Source organism: Rhodococcus sp. KRD175 (assembly GCF_017168275.1).
Lineage (GTDB): Bacteria > Actinomycetota > Actinomycetes > Mycobacteriales > Mycobacteriaceae > Rhodococcoides > Rhodococcoides fascians.
In genome coordinates this window covers 15,329-30,878 of record NZ_JABFAQ010000010.1, presented here as the reverse complement: position 1 = coordinate 30,878, position 15,550 = coordinate 15,329, and the positions used below count along the sequence as shown (strand labels likewise).

Below are 15,550 nucleotides of genomic sequence, written 5' to 3'. Positions count from 1 at the left end.
AGTGCTCGGAGTCGGAGTGGGTCCGCGATCAGTCGGGTGAGGCTGCCTGAGGGGTCGGTCCGAGCCGGACATTGACCCAGTGTCGGACCGGAGGGATCGACCACATGGTCCACAGTGCGAGGAGCGCAGTGCTGGCGGCAAGAATGCTCGCGGCGACGTCGAGCGGGAAATGTACGCCGAGGTACAGCCGGGAGGCAGCGACGGCGAGCGCGAACAGCACTGATGTCGTGCGGGCCAACCGCCGGACAATTACGTGCGCCCGAGCGGTGAGCAGGACCACAAGCCCGATCATGGCCGCAGCCACCGCTGTATGTCCAGACGGGAACGACCACACGGTGTCGGGAGGAATCAGCCAGAACCGTTGCGGGGGACGGGGTTCGCGGATGCTGTATTTCGCGATTGTCGACACGACGAGGGTAGATGCCATCACTGCCAGGGCCCATGCCGCGTCGACCCGTCGGCCTCTCCACGTGAGCCATGCGGCGATACCGATCGCCACCACGATTCCGACGACCGGTTGTGCGCAGTCCGTGACAAATTCGGCGAGGGCAGTGGCCCAGCCGGCGCGATGAAGGGCGATACGGTCGTGGAACCGCAGACCCGCCTCTGTCACAGCAGTGGTGGAGGCGAGAGTGCCGGCGGCGAGCAGTGCGGCAAATGCGAGCAGAGCGGCGGCAAACGGCCGAATCCACGGACGAGCAGGAAACATAGGTGACTTTCCTTGGTTGGGTTGCGTGGGATGGACGGTGGGGTGCCAGGTGCGGCGACGACCGGTGGCGAGTAGGGCGGCCACTGCGATGACCTGGATTGCGGGAACGACGGTGAGCGACGCGGGAATCGAATGTCGTAGAGCAGATCGGTTTTCGGCTGGGGAACGGATGGCTTTGCCGCTCCGTTCGTCGATCACGAGAACGCAGACGCGCCAGTGCGCCGGCGATCCAGAGGAAGTGCACGGCGATGACGGGGTGGGCGTAACCGGAAACGTCGACGCCCAGAAGCGGCGGCTTGGTGTATGCCACCGGGCCGGAGACCGAGCGCACCATCAGCGCTGCGACCTCGTCGGATGCGGTGACCACACCCCGACGACGAAGGCGGTAGCCCCCCGCGAGGCGAGGGGGCCGGTGATCGAGCGGGCACCTTCGTAGACGAAGTCCGCGAGCATGCTGACCGTCCCGAACGCGACAACGAACCGACACGCCCCCCATCGATGGTCGTGGCGGTTCGGTGGATTTCTTTCTGGAAGCGCGCGGCGGGAACCCGGTGCGGCGGATGGGTCACCGGCGTGTTTGGGCTGCGTCACTATGCTGCCTATCGGTAGCGGGGACGAGGAGGACCGGGCGGTGGGCGTGGCGGGCGAGTGTCGCGGACACCGATTCGCCGACGGCCCTCTCCACCAGTGACATCATCCCGCCGCGGGTGGTACCGATGATGATCATCAGGGCGTCGTTGGCGTCGGCGATCGTGGTCAACAGTCGAGCCGGGTTGCCCCGCCTCGAGTAGAACGCCCAGTTCCCGGGGATGGCGGCCAGCATCGCGCATGCCTCGCGGCGCTCTTGTTCGACAGCGTCGGCGATGCGTTGTTCCCAGTCGTCGCTGTCCGGGTCGATCGGCAGGTCATCGGTGTCGACGATGTGCGCTACATGCAGGAACGCGTTCAGTCGACCGGCAAGGTCCATCGCGTAGGTCAAGGCAGCGTGGCTTGCTGGGTGCCGGTCGAACCCCACGACCAGGTGGCACACCGGTTCTACCGAGGCGGCGGGGCCGTCCACCTGTAGCGGAGCGCGCCAGTCCCCTAGGTCGTCGCAGGAGGCGTGGCTGGGATCGTCCTCGGTCATTGTTTTCTCCTCATATTGTTTTCTCCTCATACGGAAGCCAGGACGAGACCGGCACCGCCGGCGACGACAGTCACCAGCAGGGTGCCGACCGCGTTCAACACGCCAGCGATGTACTTCTGACGTTGGATCAGCCGCACCGTCTCGAAACTGGCGGTGCTGAAGGTGGTGTACCCGCCGCAGAAACCGATGCCCACGATCAGCTGAAGTTCCTGGGGTAGTCCGTGGAAAAGGATCAGTCCGGTGACGAATCCGAGGAGCAGTGATCCGGTCACGTTGATGATCGCTGTCGCCCAGGGAAAATCCGACGCCCGGCGGTGCCTGATGGCCCCGTCGAGCACAAAACGGACGATCGCCCCTGCACTGCCCGCGCAGGCGATCCAGAGTGTCGTCATTGTGTTGCCTCCGCGGGCCGTGTCCGCAGTCGCGCGGCGATCGCGATTCCGGCGGTGGTGGCGACCAGACCCACCAGTACGGTGCCGGCCGCGTAGCTGCCGGCGGCCCACCACTGATGGCTGCGCAGAAACAGATCGGTATCGACGGCCAGTGTGCTGTAGGTAGTGAACGAACCGAGCATCCCGGTGCCCACCAACAGCCGGACCCGCTGCCGCCACCCTGTGTCCGGGCCCAGGCGAGCCAATCCCTCCAGCAGCATTCCGAGCAGGAACGCCCCGACGATGTTGATAGCGAAGGTCGTCACCGGCCAGCCACTCGCGGCAGAGGAACACCACAGTCCGAGTTGGTATCGGAGCGGGGCCCCGACCAATCCACCGACACCGACGGCGGCGATCGCGGACGCTCGCGCATGCAGCGGGCTTGGGGGCGCACTGTCGGGATCGACCGGTAGGGTCGGATTCGGGTCGTGATGGCCGTTCATGGACAGACTCCTTCCACTCAGGGAAAGGAGCCATCAGCCCCAGGGTTGGGGCGGTTCAGACAACCCCCTACGGGGCGGTCTCGGCGGAGATCCATCGCCGGACACCACTATAGCCTGACCAGGGATCGACCCAAGCAGATCCGATGTACGTTCGAGATTCTCGGTCAGCAGGCCGAGGTGTCTATGTGCCAGCGCTGCAGCTCAACAACCGAACCCGGTTGTTGAGCTCGACTAACGGCCACGACGGCACCGGCCACGACGGCACCGGCCGTGCAACGGGTCGGATTGGACACCTGTGTTCGCGTATCAAGCCCGGTATTCCCGATCCGCCGACCACCGCGATCTTCTCAACACGGGTACGTGGCACACGGCGTCACCAAGACGCTGAACATTTCGCCGAACACAGCATTGTCGTCGAACTCAGAGCGGGCACCAGGCTCGGAACCGAGGTTCATTGCCACGCCGCATCGACACGCAGTCGACTAGACCACACTCGAACATGAACTGCGCCACCCAATTTAACCCCACTGCAGTAGGTCGAGAGTGAATCGGGATACTTCGAATCGAACGCATAGAACGTCTGGCGCACAAGCGCACTCAACATACCGGTGACGAGCTACGTCAAAGTCAAAGACTCCAAGGGAACACACACGACGTGTCGAGGGCAATCATGTTCACTGGTAGATCGAGGACTTTTCGATCACAGAAGCTGTTCTATATGGTGGTTGTACGCGTAGCTCGGCGGGATGAATGCTACTGACCGGCGCTCCCGTGTGGTGGGTAAGTGCAGTCGTCTTCTGAACTAGTGCAGTCGTCTTCTGAAACTGACAATTCGGTCGACGCTGTCAGTTTCAGAAGTGGCCGTCATGACTTCCCTGGGGAATTACCTCCGATTGCAGTCGCCTTCTGACATTTTGAATGCAGAAGTGAACTTCACAATCGATCACCGGAATTGAATTTTCAGAGACTGCGATAGAAGCACACAAGTTCAACTTCGTTCAGGGGGTGTCTGGACCGCGCCGACCGAGTGCTGGGAGTGGGCACGGTTGCGGTTCGCGACGTCAAGCGCGGGCTGGTGGCTCGATTCTCGGCCCAGGTAGCGGGCACCTCCGTGGTCGACTCAGGTGCCTATTCGGTTGATGCCGTCGTCCTGTTCGAGCATGATTTTGCCACCCAAGAAAACCGCTCCCGCAGCAATTGCACCACCCCCGAAGACCGCGACCTTTCCGAGGACGGTGTTGAGGAACTCCTTGTTCTCACTGTCCTTCTGGGATACTTGCTTCCCGTTTTCTTGGATCAGTTCGATGATGAACTTCATTGGTCCCAGGTGAGGTCATCCTTGTCGAGCTCACCCTTGAGGATCTCGCGGATATCTTCAAAAGCCTTGTATGCCTGTTTCTGGCTCTTATCATTCGACTTGAGCGTGGACTTGTGAGCCTCTTCTATCTCTTTCACCGTGTCCAGGGCGAATTCCTTGAAAGCTGGGAACTGTTCGATGATCTTGAGGGCCACCTCGGTGTCCATGTCGGGCATGAAAGCGGCAAACCGCAGCATCTTGTCCTTGGAGAGGTTTCTTCAGGATTCGATGTCGAGTTTGCTTCATGACTTCGACTTCGCTGAGTCCCATGCCTTGCCCTATCTGTCGTACTGTCCGGTATCTCCTCAGAGCCTAGCGAGCTGCGCCGACAGCTAGTCGTACACAGACGAGTTCACCGAGCGACCACCGGGCAGTCTTCGCCTGAGTCGCTTTCTGCGGGTTTGGGTGTGCGTTTTGACCATCGTCATACCGGACGAGTGCGGACGGGCTACTGAGAGTGATTGACCATGACGTTCTCTCAGCCGAACCGTCCGCTGGAAGTGTCCACTTGATTGGTCCAGCTTCCCGTAGTCTCTACTGGACAGATCGAGTCCAGCAGGCCGGAGGGGCATGAAAATCGGGTACGCGCGTTGCAGCACCGCTAGACAGGACACCTCCGTCCAAATTGGACTGCTCGCCAAGATCGGTGTCGAACGCGACCGGGTCTATATCGACCACGCTGTCAGCGGCCGTCAAGCAAAACGCCCCGGACTCGAAAACGCCATCAACGCCAGCCGCGAAGGCGACGAATTCTGCGTCACCAAACTCGACAGACTCTCCCGATCGGCCGGAGACCTCCACGAAACCGTGAACCGCCTCGCCGCCAGGGGAGTGGCACTGTTGATCGACGGCAAGGTCTACGACCCAGCCGATCCCATGGGCAAAATGTTCATCGGGATGCTGGGCCTCATGGCGGAATTCGAGTCCGACCTGATCCGAGCCCGCACCCGCGACGCGATCGCGGCCGCAGCAGCGGCTGGCAAGATGAAAGGCCGGCCGCACACCCTGACCCCTGAAGAGCGGGCATACCTACTCCAGGTATACGAAACACGGCAGTTCAAGATCGAAACACTCTGCAAGAACACCGGATTGAAACGATCCGCCCTCTACAGCAACCTCACCCTCGCGCGGGAAGAGCGAGACGCTCTAGCGGTCGCGAGAGGTGATTAGCGCAGTCCACTTTCTGAAACAGTGCAGTCGCCGTCAACCTCATCGAAACCAAAGGCGCATCACTCCGCAGCATCACCGAAGGAATCGACACCTCCACAATTGGAGGACGTATGACGTACAACATCTTTGGTTCCCACTCGCCGAATTCGAACGAGACCTCGTCAAAGAACGCACCATGGCAGGCCTCGCCGCCGCATGCTCGCCGACGGAATGCCGGAGACGGAATTCGCCTCCGTCCTCGGAATCGGCCGCGCCACGCTCTATCGTCACCTCACTTCCACAGCCTCTCGTCAGGAACAAGGATGAGTCGAGTCTCCGACCGGCTTCGTGACGAGTAGGGCTGGCCAGGTGGCTGGCGCGTCCAGGCCCCGTCGCCGTGCCGATCGACAGGCGAGGCCACATGCCGATACCAGTGGATTCGATGTCCCCGGCGGGGGGTTGAATGGGTCATCGATGCCCACCGCGCCGGGCAGCCGCCGCTACACGACCCCCGACGTCACAGCGTTTTACTAAGGGGTTGTCCCGCCGGCGGGACCTCGCTTCTTGATCGAGCGCATGCGATCGACTGTTTCGATGTCCGCGTTGATGGTTCGGCGAAGTTTTCTCAGCGTCAGTGCCGACAGCGGCAGGCTTGCTGCGAGTGCGATGAGAAGAACCAACACGAAGGAAATGTCGAGACTGGTCAGCGCGTCGACGGCCAAAAGCACTCCTGCGGCGACGCACACGAGGAGCAGGCGCACGACATTGTAAGCCAGCACATGTAGGGCAAGCCGTCCTCGAGCAGTTGAGGGTGTGCGGATCAGTGGCATCTGCTGTCCTGTCGTGCGTCGTGGCTCATCGTGCTTTCCATTCAGGCCGCTAAGAGTGTCTGGCGTCATCGTCCGGTGCGGGACCGGGTTTCGGTGCCGATCTGTTTGAGGAAGTCGTTGTAAGCGTTCAGTTCGCTGTATCCGTCCTCTTCGGCTTGGCGATCCGCGACGGCCGATTCCTCTTTTTCGTCCCGGTTCCATTGAATGCAGAAGATGAGCACGACCAGTAGGGCGACCGGTTCGCCGTAGGACCACGCCAACGCTCCGGCGAGCTTTTGATCGGATACCGGATCGATGCCCCATTCCGGGGGTGGGAAGGCGAAGGTCGCCAGCATGGGGGTGCTCGACATCATCAAGATGACACCGAAGAACACGTGCAGCGGCATCTCGACGAACAGGTCGAACAACCGGCCCAGATTGCTCTGCCGAACGGGGAGGGGGCCGACGGCGAGCACAGGGATGATGAACAGCAGCCCGCTGGCGAAGAAGAAGATCTCCATCGATACGTGCCCGATGACTGTGATGGCGAGAACATCGAAGATCGACGACAGATACAGCCCGTAATAGCTGAAAAGGAACAACGGGATCGTCAGCCCGGGATGGAGAGCGATGCGTCCGGCGCGGCTACGCAACCCCGTCAGCGCCGCGATCAGTACCCACCTACCGGCTCCGTGATGCGCGGTGGCTCGCAGGAGAAGTCGTCCGGGCGAACCCACCACCAACAACGGTGGGATGGTCATCGACAACGTCAGATGCTGGAACATGAAGACGCTGAACAGGCTGTAGCCGTAGCGTTCGATCTGCAGTCCGGTCACCAGGACCAGCGCCGCGCAACCGAGCAGAAAACTCGCACTCCGCCACCGCGACCATGCGATACCTCGACCGCGGACCCGGTAGAGCCCCCAGCAGTACAGCCCGGCCATGACGACACCGGCGATCGGCAGGATCGGTAGGGGAGGAAGATCCCAGCTCAACAACGCTGCCAGCGTCGGCGGCCCTTCCGGGGGAGCAACGGCAGCGATGATCATCGGCACCCTGTCATTGCTTGTTCTTGCCTCGGATCACCAGGGTCAGGGCGATGGCACCGAGACCGAGCACAGCCAGGCCCACGATCGAGAGCAGCATCATGGTGTTCTGTTTCGGTGGCCGGTCTTCGCTGGCGGACGGATTGTTGGGATCGTAGGGCTGCGTTGCCGTGGTAGCAGGAGTCGGCGAGGTCGAGGTCGCACCGCTCTGCGATTGCTGTGCAGCGGCGTCCTGAGGGGTGGCGGTCGCCGCAACGTCGACGGAGAAACCGTACGACCCGGTGATCGGGTGCCCGTCCGCGGAGGTGACACGGTAGCCGACGGTGTACTCCCCGTTGGGGAGTCCGTCCTGGAGCAGGACCGATACGTCGGGGCCCTCGACCGTGGCCGTTCCTTGTGCCCACTGAATGTCGCCAGGACCCACGACGCTGATGGTCGCGAACGATTCGTTGATGTCCTGGTTGAACACCAGACCGACACCGATCGGCGCGAACTCCAGGGTGGCATCGGCGGGCGGGTCGGAGCTGACCAGCTCACTGTGCGCCGACGCCGGTGCTGCAGCGAACAATGCTGTCCCGCAGATCATCACAGCGATCAGCATCAGACGTTTCACGTGGGGTACTCCTCTGTATCGAGCCCGACCCAACAACTACGGGACATAGTAGTAGGGAGGGCGGTTTAGCGGTGGGTCACTTCTGCGGCGATAGTTATTTCACCGGGTCCGGCGGATCGGATCGTTCACGGCCGGCGATGGCTTCGGTGATCACTTCCGAGGGCGCGATCGAATCCGAGTGCGGGCCACCGACGTGCTGCTCGGCGCGGATGCGTTCGACCATGTGCGGATAGTGAAGCTCGAATGCCGGCCGCTCGGAGCGGATTCGGGGCATCTCGGTGAAGTTGTGCCGCGGTGGTGGGCAACTGGTCGCCCACTCGAGGGAGTTACCGAACCCCCAGGGGTCGTCGACGGTGACCACTTCGCCGTAGCGGTAGCTCTTGAAGACGTTCCAGATGAACGGCAGCGTCGAGGCTCCGAGAACGAACGATCCCACGGTCGAGACCTGGTTGAGGGTGGTGAACCCGTCGGACGGGAGATAGTCGGCGTAGCGGCGCGGCATTCCTTGCGCTCCGAGCCAGTGCTGAACGAGGAAGGTGGCGTGGAATCCGAGGAACGTCATCCAGAAGTGCCACTTGCCCAGTCGTTCGTCGAGCATGCGGCCGGTCATCTTCGGGAACCAGAAGTAGATGCCCGCATAGGTCGCGAACACGACCGTTCCGAACACGACGTAGTGGAAGTGCGCGACGACGAAATAGGTGTCGGTGACGTTGAAGTCGATGGGCGGGCTCGCCAGGAGCACTCCGGACAGCCCGCCGAAGACGAACGTGACGAGGAATCCGATGGAGAAGAGCATGGGGGACTCGAGGGTGACCTGGCCGCGCCACATGGTGCCGATCCAGTTGAAGATCTTCACTCCGGTCGGCACGGCGATGAGGAAGGTCATGAACGAGAAGAACGGCAGCAGCACGGCGCCGGTGGCATACATGTGGTGCGCCCACACCGCGATGGACAGAGCTGCGATGCCGACGGTGGCGTAGATCAGACCCTTGTACCCGAAGATGGGTTTGCGGGAGAAGACCGGGAAGATCTCCGAGACGATTCCGAAGAACGGTAGCGCGATGATGTAGACCTCGGGGTGACCGAAGAACCAGAACAGGTGCTGCCAGAGCAACGCCCCGCCGTTGGCGGGATCGAAGATGTGGGTGCCGAGTTTACGGTCGGCGAGCAGGCCCATCAGCGCCGCGGTCAGCAGTGGGAACGCCAGCAGGATCAGGATCGAGGTCACCAGGATGTTCCAGGTGAAGATCGGCATGCGGAACATCGTCATTCCCGGTGCGCGCAGGCACACCACGGTGGTGACCATGTTGACCCCGCCCAGGATGGTGCCCAGGCCTGCGATGAGCAGGCCCACGATCCACAGGTCGGATCCGATACCGGGGGAGTAGACGGCGCTGCTCAACGGGGTGTACGCGGTCCAGCCGAAGTCGGCGGCACCGCCGGGGCTGATGAACCCGGCGGTGGTGACCAGTGCGCCGAACAGGTAAAGCCAGTAGGAGAAGGCATTGAGCCTGGGGAAGGCGACATCGGGTGCGCCGATCTGCAGCGGCAGGATGTAGTTGCCGAAGCCGAAGACGATCGGGGTGGCGTAGAGCAGCAGCATGATCGTGCCGTGCATGGTGAAGAGCTGGTTGTACTGCTCGTTGGAGAGGAACTGCATTCCCGGGACGGCGAGTTCGGAGCGCATGATCAAGGCCATGAGGCCGCCGACGAGGAAGAATCCGAACGAGGTCACCAGGTACATCAGTCCGATGACCTTCGGATCGGTGGTGGTGACCATCGTGTGCAGGAACGACCCCTTGCGTGCCCCGCGGGGTGGATAGGGGCGAACCACCGGCGCAGCCGGAGGAGATGTCAGCGCCGTCATGGAACCACCTTCGAATCGCACGCGAATTACAGGACGCGTCCGACAGCCTAGCTCAAATACTATGTTGCATAGTATTTGGGTGGGTCAGGTCAGGACGGCCGCACATGCCGCGGCGGAGATCGCACTGAGGGTGAGGATTGCCATGGCGGCCGGCACCACGAGCGGCAGTACGGCGGCGGCAGCGTATGCGCCGGGCACTGTCCGGGTCGGCATCTGCGTGCTCGTATCGAGGTGATGGAGTCGTTCGGTGGTCGATTCGCCGATCAGGCCCAGTGCCCACAGTGGACGTGCAGAATGCGCCTGCGAGACCGTCGACAGTGCCGAACGTACAGCGTCGGCGCTGGTGACCGCGGCCGCGGACCGGTCCGCGGCGACCTCGACCAGAACCCGTACCGCTGCAGGTGCTGCGGCGAACAGGGGAACGCGAGGGAACGCCGCGGCCAGGATCTCGCAGATGTTGACGATGCGGTGGTGGCGCCCGCGCAGGTGGGCGCGTTCGTGTGCGATCACAGCTCGCTGTTGATCGGGATCGAGATGGGCGAGCAGGCCTTCGGTGGCCACGACGTAGCCGGGGCGACCGTCGATGCTGTAGGCCAGCGGGAGCGGGTGGTCGAGCCACATGATCGGTTCGGGTCCGGGGTCCGTACGCGCGACGACGGCGATGACATCGCGGTGATAGTCGCGGACTTTGGACCGGGCTCGAAGCTGACGGCGAGTCGAGCGCAGGACGCGCGCCGACGCCGACGCCGCGAGGACGACCGATGCTCCGGCGACCGCTTCGCCGATCCACGGCTGGGCCGCGTGTTGCAGTGAGCCCAGACAGCGGACGGCGAGTTCGACCATGCCCTCGGCGGGCGCATGGCCGGGCCAGAGCAACACGGTCACCGCGGATCCCACGAGAAACAGCACCCCGGCGATGCTGCCGATCCATGCGGTCAAGGCGAGAGTGGGGTTCACGGTGCGGGTGAGAGAGGTCAGCGGCCGCGGCAGGGCGACGGCCGCGATGATCGCCGCGAGGAGCAACACCAGCGCGACGATCACCGGTTCACGTCCGGCAGGTTCCCCCGCAGAGCGTCGAGCTCGTCGTCGGTGACGGTTTTCGCGAAATGCATCAGGACGGCGGCCGAGTCGGTACTGGTGTCGAGGATTTCGCGCAGCGCTTGCGAGGTGGCCTCCGCGCGCGACTGCACCGGGGAGTACAGGTACGCGCGTGACTGCTTGGTCCGCTCGACCCACCCCTTCTCGTGGAGATGGGTCACGACGGTCAGGATCGTGGTGTAGGCGGGGTTTCTGTCGGCCATGAGTTCACGCAGGTCGTGGACCGACTGCGGTCGATCGCATTCCCAGAGCACGTTCATCACCTCCGCTTCGAGATCACCGAGCCTTTTCATCGCCAGTTCTTCTTTCCTCGTCGTGTCAGGTGATATCGACTCCGCGTGCCGACAGCCACGCCGTCGGGTCGGACTTGGCACCGTCGGGTTGCCACACTTCGTAATGCAGGTGGGGTCCGGTGGATTGGCCTCGGTTGCCTACCGTAGCAATGAGCTCGCCGGCTTTCACACGTTGACCGGCGGTGACGAGCGCCTGGTCTATGTGGCCGTACACCCCGATCGTGCCGTCGTCCTGACGAATACGCACCCACAGGCCGAACCCTTGCGCCGGCCCTGCTTCGATGACCTCGCCGTCGGTCACCGATACGATCGGCGTCCCGATCGTATTGGCGATGTCGAGTCCGTAATGCGTTGTCCCCCAACGTGGCCCAGAACTGGAGGTCAATGTTCCCGACACCGGCACCACCGAGAGCGGGCGGCGCGCCTCGGCATCGCGTGCTGCGCGCTCCGCCGCCCGAACTCCCCCCTCGGCAAGTTGCTCGGTCATGCGCTGCGCGAGTCGGCCGACATCGAGATCGGGCAACTGCAACACCTGCGGGGGTGAGACAACGACCGGGCTCGGCGGCAGGACGCCGGCGGGAGGGCTATCGATACTCGCGGCGCTGAGCGCCACACTGTCCTGCGACCCGGCGTTCGGCGACGTCGCTGCCGCGGAAAGGAAGGCACCGACCGCGACCGACGCAGCGATGGCGCGGCCACCCGGCTTCGGCACCCGGCGGCGATGAAGTCCGCGGCGAGCACTTCGCGACACGGGCTGGACATCGGCGCGGCCCCCGTCGTCGTGTGTCGTCTCGTCCGGACCGGCCACGTGCGCCGCCCACATCGACTCGGTAGCGCCCGCGGCCGCGGTGTCCCAGGCGTCGCTGACCGCGTGAGCGGGTCCATCCGGTGCGGGCGTCTGCGCCGAGGGCGTGTGCTCGTCCTCCGACAGAGTGCCGGAGTACCCGGCATCGGCGGGCGACTCGGTCACGAAACGTGAGGGTGCGAACTCGGCCCGTCGATGACGGGGGCGATCGGTGAGCGCCGTCGGCCTGTGGCCGACGGGCGTCGAGATCACGCCGCCGCGCGTCGGCGCTGCGCAGTCGTCGTCGATCGGATCGGGTGTGCGGTGTCGGGCCAAGATCACAATCCTTGGTGGCTACGAGGCCGAGGCCTCGCTCGAGATAACGAAATGGTGACGGTCAGGCCACAGGTTACTACTATCGAGCATAGTTTTTCCATCCCACTCGACCCTGATTCGCTCATACCGCTGGTCATGGTCCTCGGAGGACCTCCCGCGGGCTACGGCGTCCCTGACCGAGAACGGATTCTTCGGGTATCAGGGGTGATCGCGCCGAGAGGACAGGCCACCGAGCATGGTGTTGTACGCCTCGAGTTCGGTATCACCTTGATCGTCGACTCGGCGGTCTCGTTGCCGTGCCGCGCTCTCGTCTGCCGCCGACCACCGGACCGCGGCGAGAACCGCGGCAGCGAGCAACGGCAACTCGCCGATGCCCCACGCCAGAGTGCCGCCGCGCCGCTGGTCGGCCAGCAGGTCTGCGTTCCAATCCAGACGCAGTCCGCTGTAGAAGCTCGCTCCGAGCGCGGTCTCGAGATCGATCGTTACGACGAGAAAAAATGCGAACCCGGCCAACGCGGCGATACTCGCGAGCAACTTCGTCAGTCCCGCGATCGGTCTCGGTACCGGGTCTTCGCCGACCGTGCCCCAGAACATCACCATCCCGACGGTCAGGAACCAGCCCTTCATCGCCATGTGTGCCACATGCGAGTCGGCGACGGTGTCGAACACTCCGCCGGGATAGAGCAGGTAGAAGCTGCTCAGGAACACCGTGGTGCTCACCCACGGGTGGATTGCGATCCGGGCTGCTCGGCTGTGCCAAGCAGCCCGGAGCCATTCGCGCGAGCCCGGTGCCTCGGCTGCCGACGCGGTCGGCAGGACCGAGGCGAACAAGGTGGCCGGTCGGCCGAGGACCAACAGCAACGGCACGGCGATGGCGACCGCGGTCAGTCCCGCCATGTGCACGCTGAACATCGCCGGGCTGTAGAGCCCGACCCCGGACGAGGTCGCCACGAGCAGCACCGCAGTACCCGCCAACCAGCTCGCGGTCCACCGCCGCCGCCAGGGCAGGCCTGCCCGCCGGCGGCGCCGCACGGCCACCAGATACACAACAGCCGCGATCACGGCCGCGGACCCGAACACCAGGTCGAAACGCCACTCGAACGCCAACCGCGCTGCGGTGGGCGGGCCGTCCAACACGTAGCCCAAGGACTCTTCGTGCGCCTGAGGTAGCGAGGCGTTCTGCGGCGGGGGCGGGGGGGTGCGACCGAGTGCGACCGCCAGGCCCACGGTGGTAACGAGAACGAGGGTCTCGATCATCGACAACGTGATCAGGGATCTGCGGTTCTCGGGATCGAGGGCCAGAGCGCCGACCGTTCGTCGTCGCTGTATCCACCCGAGGGTCCCCACGATCGCCAGAGCTGCGATCTTCGCCAGTATCAGAGCGCCGTACGTCGAATCCCACAGCGACGTCACGGGTACTCGCACGGCAGCGTTGACCACTCCGGAGACCGCCATGATCACGAACGCAATCAGAGCGAGCGTCGAGTAGCGGCGGGTCGCGACGGCAAGGTGTCCACCCCCGCGCAGCGCGTGAGCGAGAAGTGCGAGGAGTCCGCCTACCCACAGTGCGGCGGCGAGGATGTGCAGGATCAACGAGTTCGTCGCGATGTCGTGATTGCCGCCGGTCGAGGAGTGGCCGGTGACCGCGCGCGGGATCAACGCGAGCATCGACAGGGCGAACAAGGCGGGGGTCCATCGATGCCGCAACACTGCCGCGCATGCTGCGGCGGTGATCGCTGCGATCGCGGCGGTGATGGCCCATGCAGTGGAGGCCTCGACATCTCCGATCGCACCGAGGAACTGCACCGGTTGCGCCGCAACGGATCCGACAGGTTGACCCGACGCGTCCGAGAGTGTCAGCGGCACCAACGCCGCTGCGCACACCGCCCACACTGCGGAGGCCTTCGCCGCGGTGCGGACGGCGATGTACCCGTCGATGTCGAGCACACCCGACATTTGGGGAGGAACGAGGAACGCTGCGAGAAGCAACGACCCCACCGCCACGACCGCGGCCACCTCTCCGAGCGCGGTCAGCGCCGGAATACCGTATGTCGTGATCGGTCCCGGATCGGGAAGCCCGAGCAGAATCAGCGCCTGCGACGTCGACAACGCCGCGAGCGCAGCGGCCACCACTGCCGCGATCGCGGCCCACAGCAGCATCACCTGCGAACCGGAGCGTCGATTCACCGGACCGCGGGTCGAGAGTGCGGCTTCGGTGGCCATGTCGTCGGTGGCCATGACGCGGCACCCCTTACGTGGATGATGTGTGGCGGGACAACTGTCGGCCGGCAATATCGGCACGGCTGCGCGACCAAGTCGCGCAACCGAGATCGAACTACTACGAATCATAGTTCTGCGCCGACGCAGTGCGGCCGCGGGCAGCAGCTTCCGGCGAACACAACACTTGCATATATGCGCATATCGCAATATCTTGTGTTTCTATTATCGAACCACGCCGAGAAGGGGTGCCCACGATGGGACACGGACATGGCCACGGGATAGAGCCGGGATCGCCGGCGAGCGCGTCCGGTAAGCACCTCGGGCGACTGTGGATCGCTGTCGGTCTCGGGGCGGTTACGTTGGTGACGCAGGTGGTAGTGGGTCTGTCCACCTCGTCGCTGGCGTTGTTGTCCGATTCCGCACACGTGTTCACCGACGTGTTCGGGGTCTTGATGGCGATCGTGGCGATCACACTCGCACAGCGGCAGTCTCGCAAGACCGGCCGCACGTTCGGACTGTATCGCGCCGAAGTTTTCGCGGCTCTGTTCAATGCAGTGCTGCTCTTCGGTGTCGCTGGGTGGATTCTCTACGAAGCCGCGCAACGCATCACGAACCCACCGGAGGTGCCCGGGATTCCGGTCATGTTGGTGGCGCTGCTCGGTCTGGCCATGAACCTGATCGCGTTCCTCCTTCTGCGCAGTGGGGCGAAAGAGAGCCTCAATGTTCGGGGTGCGTATCTGGAGGTGATGGCGGACATGCTCGGCTCGATCGGCGTGCTCGTCAGCGGACTGGTCACCGTCGTGTTCGGGTGGCGGTACGCCGACCCGGTCATCGCGGTCGCCATCGGTTTGTTCGTGTTGCCGCGTGCATTCACTCTGGGGCGTCATGCCGTACGAATTCTGCTGCAACATGCTCCGGCGGGCATCGATGTCGCCGCCGTGGAAAGGGCCCTGACCGGTGTCGACGATGTCGAAGAGGTGCACGATCTGCACATCTGGACACTGACTTCGGGGATGGAGGTCGCTTCGGCGCATCTGACGGTCGCCCCGGAGGCCGAGACACCGCGGGTGCTCGCTGCAGCGCAGCAGGTTCTCCGCGACGAGTTCGGTCTCGAACACGCCACTGTGCAGGTCGAACCTCAGGAAGGCGAAGGCCGTTGCCGGTAGGCAGGTCTCTGGTAGGCAGGTCTCGACCCGGTGCGCGATCGGCACGCTGTGCTGTCGTCGACACGGCAGCGATGTACCGAACCGGCACCAGTCGGGTGGGGGG

The 15,550-nt window shown here is 63.9% G+C and carries 17 protein-coding genes and 1 riboswitch; of the genes, 3 read left to right on the top strand and 14 right to left on the bottom strand.

Annotated features, from left to right (window positions below; translation table 11 throughout):
* Positions 1-28: 28 nt before the first annotated feature.
* The 6 genes from J1M81_RS26675 to J1M81_RS16245 form a co-directional block, all read right to left on the bottom strand.
* On the bottom strand, positions 29-907 hold the full coding sequence (locus J1M81_RS26675; RefSeq protein WP_051364869.1) for a phosphatase PAP2 family protein: 879 nt from the start codon (positions 905-907) through the stop codon (positions 29-31).
* 367 nt (positions 908-1,274) lie between these two features.
* Positions 1,275-1,835 carry a universal stress protein gene (locus tag J1M81_RS16265; protein ID WP_027494243.1) on the bottom strand — a complete coding sequence of 187 codons (561 nt, stop codon included), beginning with the start codon at positions 1,833-1,835 and terminating at the stop codon, positions 1,275-1,277.
* Between the two features lie 26 nt (positions 1,836-1,861).
* Entirely contained in the window at positions 1,862-2,227 is a 366-nt protein-coding gene (gene crcB, locus J1M81_RS16260) for a fluoride efflux transporter CrcB (RefSeq protein ID WP_027494244.1), read from the bottom strand.
* Entirely contained in the window at positions 2,224-2,709 is a 486-nt protein-coding gene (locus tag J1M81_RS16255; protein ID WP_027494245.1) for a CrcB family protein, read from the bottom strand. The genes crcB and J1M81_RS16255 overlap by 4 nt, the downstream gene beginning before the upstream one ends.
* Before the next feature lie 17 nt (positions 2,710-2,726).
* Positions 2,727-2,817, bottom strand: a riboswitch (Fluoride riboswitch).
* A gap of 1,012 nt (positions 2,818-3,829) precedes the next feature.
* A complete protein-coding gene (locus tag J1M81_RS16250; RefSeq protein ID WP_206498364.1) occupies positions 3,830-4,027 on the bottom strand; it encodes a hypothetical protein in 198 nt (65 codons plus the stop codon).
* Positions 4,024-4,263 carry a hypothetical protein gene (locus tag J1M81_RS16245; protein ID WP_206498363.1) on the bottom strand — a complete coding sequence of 80 codons (240 nt, stop codon included), beginning with the start codon at positions 4,261-4,263 and terminating at the stop codon, positions 4,024-4,026. The genes J1M81_RS16250 and J1M81_RS16245 overlap by 4 nt, the downstream gene beginning before the upstream one ends.
* A 373-nt stretch (positions 4,264-4,636) precedes the next feature.
* On the opposite strand from J1M81_RS16245, the gene J1M81_RS16240 reads away from it, so the two are divergent.
* Positions 4,637-5,236, top strand: a complete 600-nt coding sequence (locus tag J1M81_RS16240; RefSeq protein WP_094742445.1) for a recombinase family protein — start codon at positions 4,637-4,639, stop codon at positions 5,234-5,236.
* 509 nt (positions 5,237-5,745) lie between these two features.
* On the opposite strand, the gene J1M81_RS16235 is transcribed toward J1M81_RS16240, so the two are convergent.
* The 7 genes from J1M81_RS16235 to J1M81_RS16205 all read right to left on the bottom strand — a co-directional run bounded on the left by J1M81_RS16235 (position 5,746) and on the right by J1M81_RS16205 (position 11,911).
* A complete protein-coding gene (locus J1M81_RS16235; RefSeq protein WP_206498362.1) occupies positions 5,746-6,045 on the bottom strand; it encodes a DUF4229 domain-containing protein in 300 nt (99 codons plus the stop codon).
* 65 nt (positions 6,046-6,110) lie between these two features.
* Positions 6,111-7,073 carry a cytochrome c oxidase assembly protein gene (locus J1M81_RS16230; protein WP_094650931.1) on the bottom strand — a complete coding sequence of 321 codons (963 nt, stop codon included), beginning with the start codon at positions 7,071-7,073 and terminating at the stop codon, positions 6,111-6,113.
* A 10-nt stretch (positions 7,074-7,083) separates the two neighbouring features.
* Positions 7,084-7,683 carry a copper resistance CopC family protein gene (locus J1M81_RS16225; RefSeq protein WP_206498361.1) on the bottom strand — a complete coding sequence of 200 codons (600 nt, stop codon included), beginning with the start codon at positions 7,681-7,683 and terminating at the stop codon, positions 7,084-7,086.
* A 94-nt stretch (positions 7,684-7,777) separates the two neighbouring features.
* Positions 7,778-9,550, bottom strand: a complete 1,773-nt coding sequence (ctaD, locus tag J1M81_RS16220) for a cytochrome c oxidase subunit I (protein ID WP_206498360.1) — start codon at positions 9,548-9,550, stop codon at positions 7,778-7,780.
* A gap of 84 nt (positions 9,551-9,634) precedes the next feature.
* Positions 9,635-10,591 carry a M56 family metallopeptidase gene (locus J1M81_RS16215; RefSeq protein WP_206498359.1) on the bottom strand — a complete coding sequence of 319 codons (957 nt, stop codon included), beginning with the start codon at positions 10,589-10,591 and terminating at the stop codon, positions 9,635-9,637.
* Positions 10,588-10,941: a BlaI/MecI/CopY family transcriptional regulator gene (locus tag J1M81_RS16210; RefSeq protein ID WP_032382574.1), complete on the bottom strand. Its 354-nt coding sequence runs from the start codon at positions 10,939-10,941 to the stop codon at positions 10,588-10,590. Before J1M81_RS16210 ends, J1M81_RS16215 begins: the two co-directional genes overlap by 4 nt.
* Before the next feature lie 25 nt (positions 10,942-10,966).
* Positions 10,967-11,911, bottom strand: coding sequence for a M23 family metallopeptidase (locus J1M81_RS16205; protein ID WP_374223899.1), 945 nt, complete (start codon positions 11,909-11,911; stop codon positions 10,967-10,969).
* A gap of 46 nt (positions 11,912-11,957) precedes the next feature.
* Between J1M81_RS16205 and J1M81_RS16200 the strand changes: the two genes are divergently transcribed.
* Positions 11,958-12,119, top strand: a complete 162-nt coding sequence (locus tag J1M81_RS16200) for a hypothetical protein (RefSeq protein ID WP_206498358.1) — start codon at positions 11,958-11,960, stop codon at positions 12,117-12,119.
* 140 nt (positions 12,120-12,259) lie between these two features.
* Here the strand turns inward: J1M81_RS16200 and J1M81_RS16195 are convergent, their stop codons facing one another.
* Positions 12,260-14,299 (bottom strand): cytochrome c oxidase assembly protein, encoded by a 2,040-nt coding sequence (locus J1M81_RS16195; RefSeq protein WP_206498357.1) that lies wholly within the window; start codon positions 14,297-14,299, stop codon positions 12,260-12,262.
* A gap of 236 nt (positions 14,300-14,535) precedes the next feature.
* Between J1M81_RS16195 and J1M81_RS16190 the strand changes: the two genes are divergently transcribed.
* Entirely contained in the window at positions 14,536-15,447 is a 912-nt protein-coding gene (locus J1M81_RS16190) for a cation diffusion facilitator family transporter (protein WP_206498356.1), read from the top strand.
* Positions 15,448-15,550: the final 103 nt, after the last annotated feature.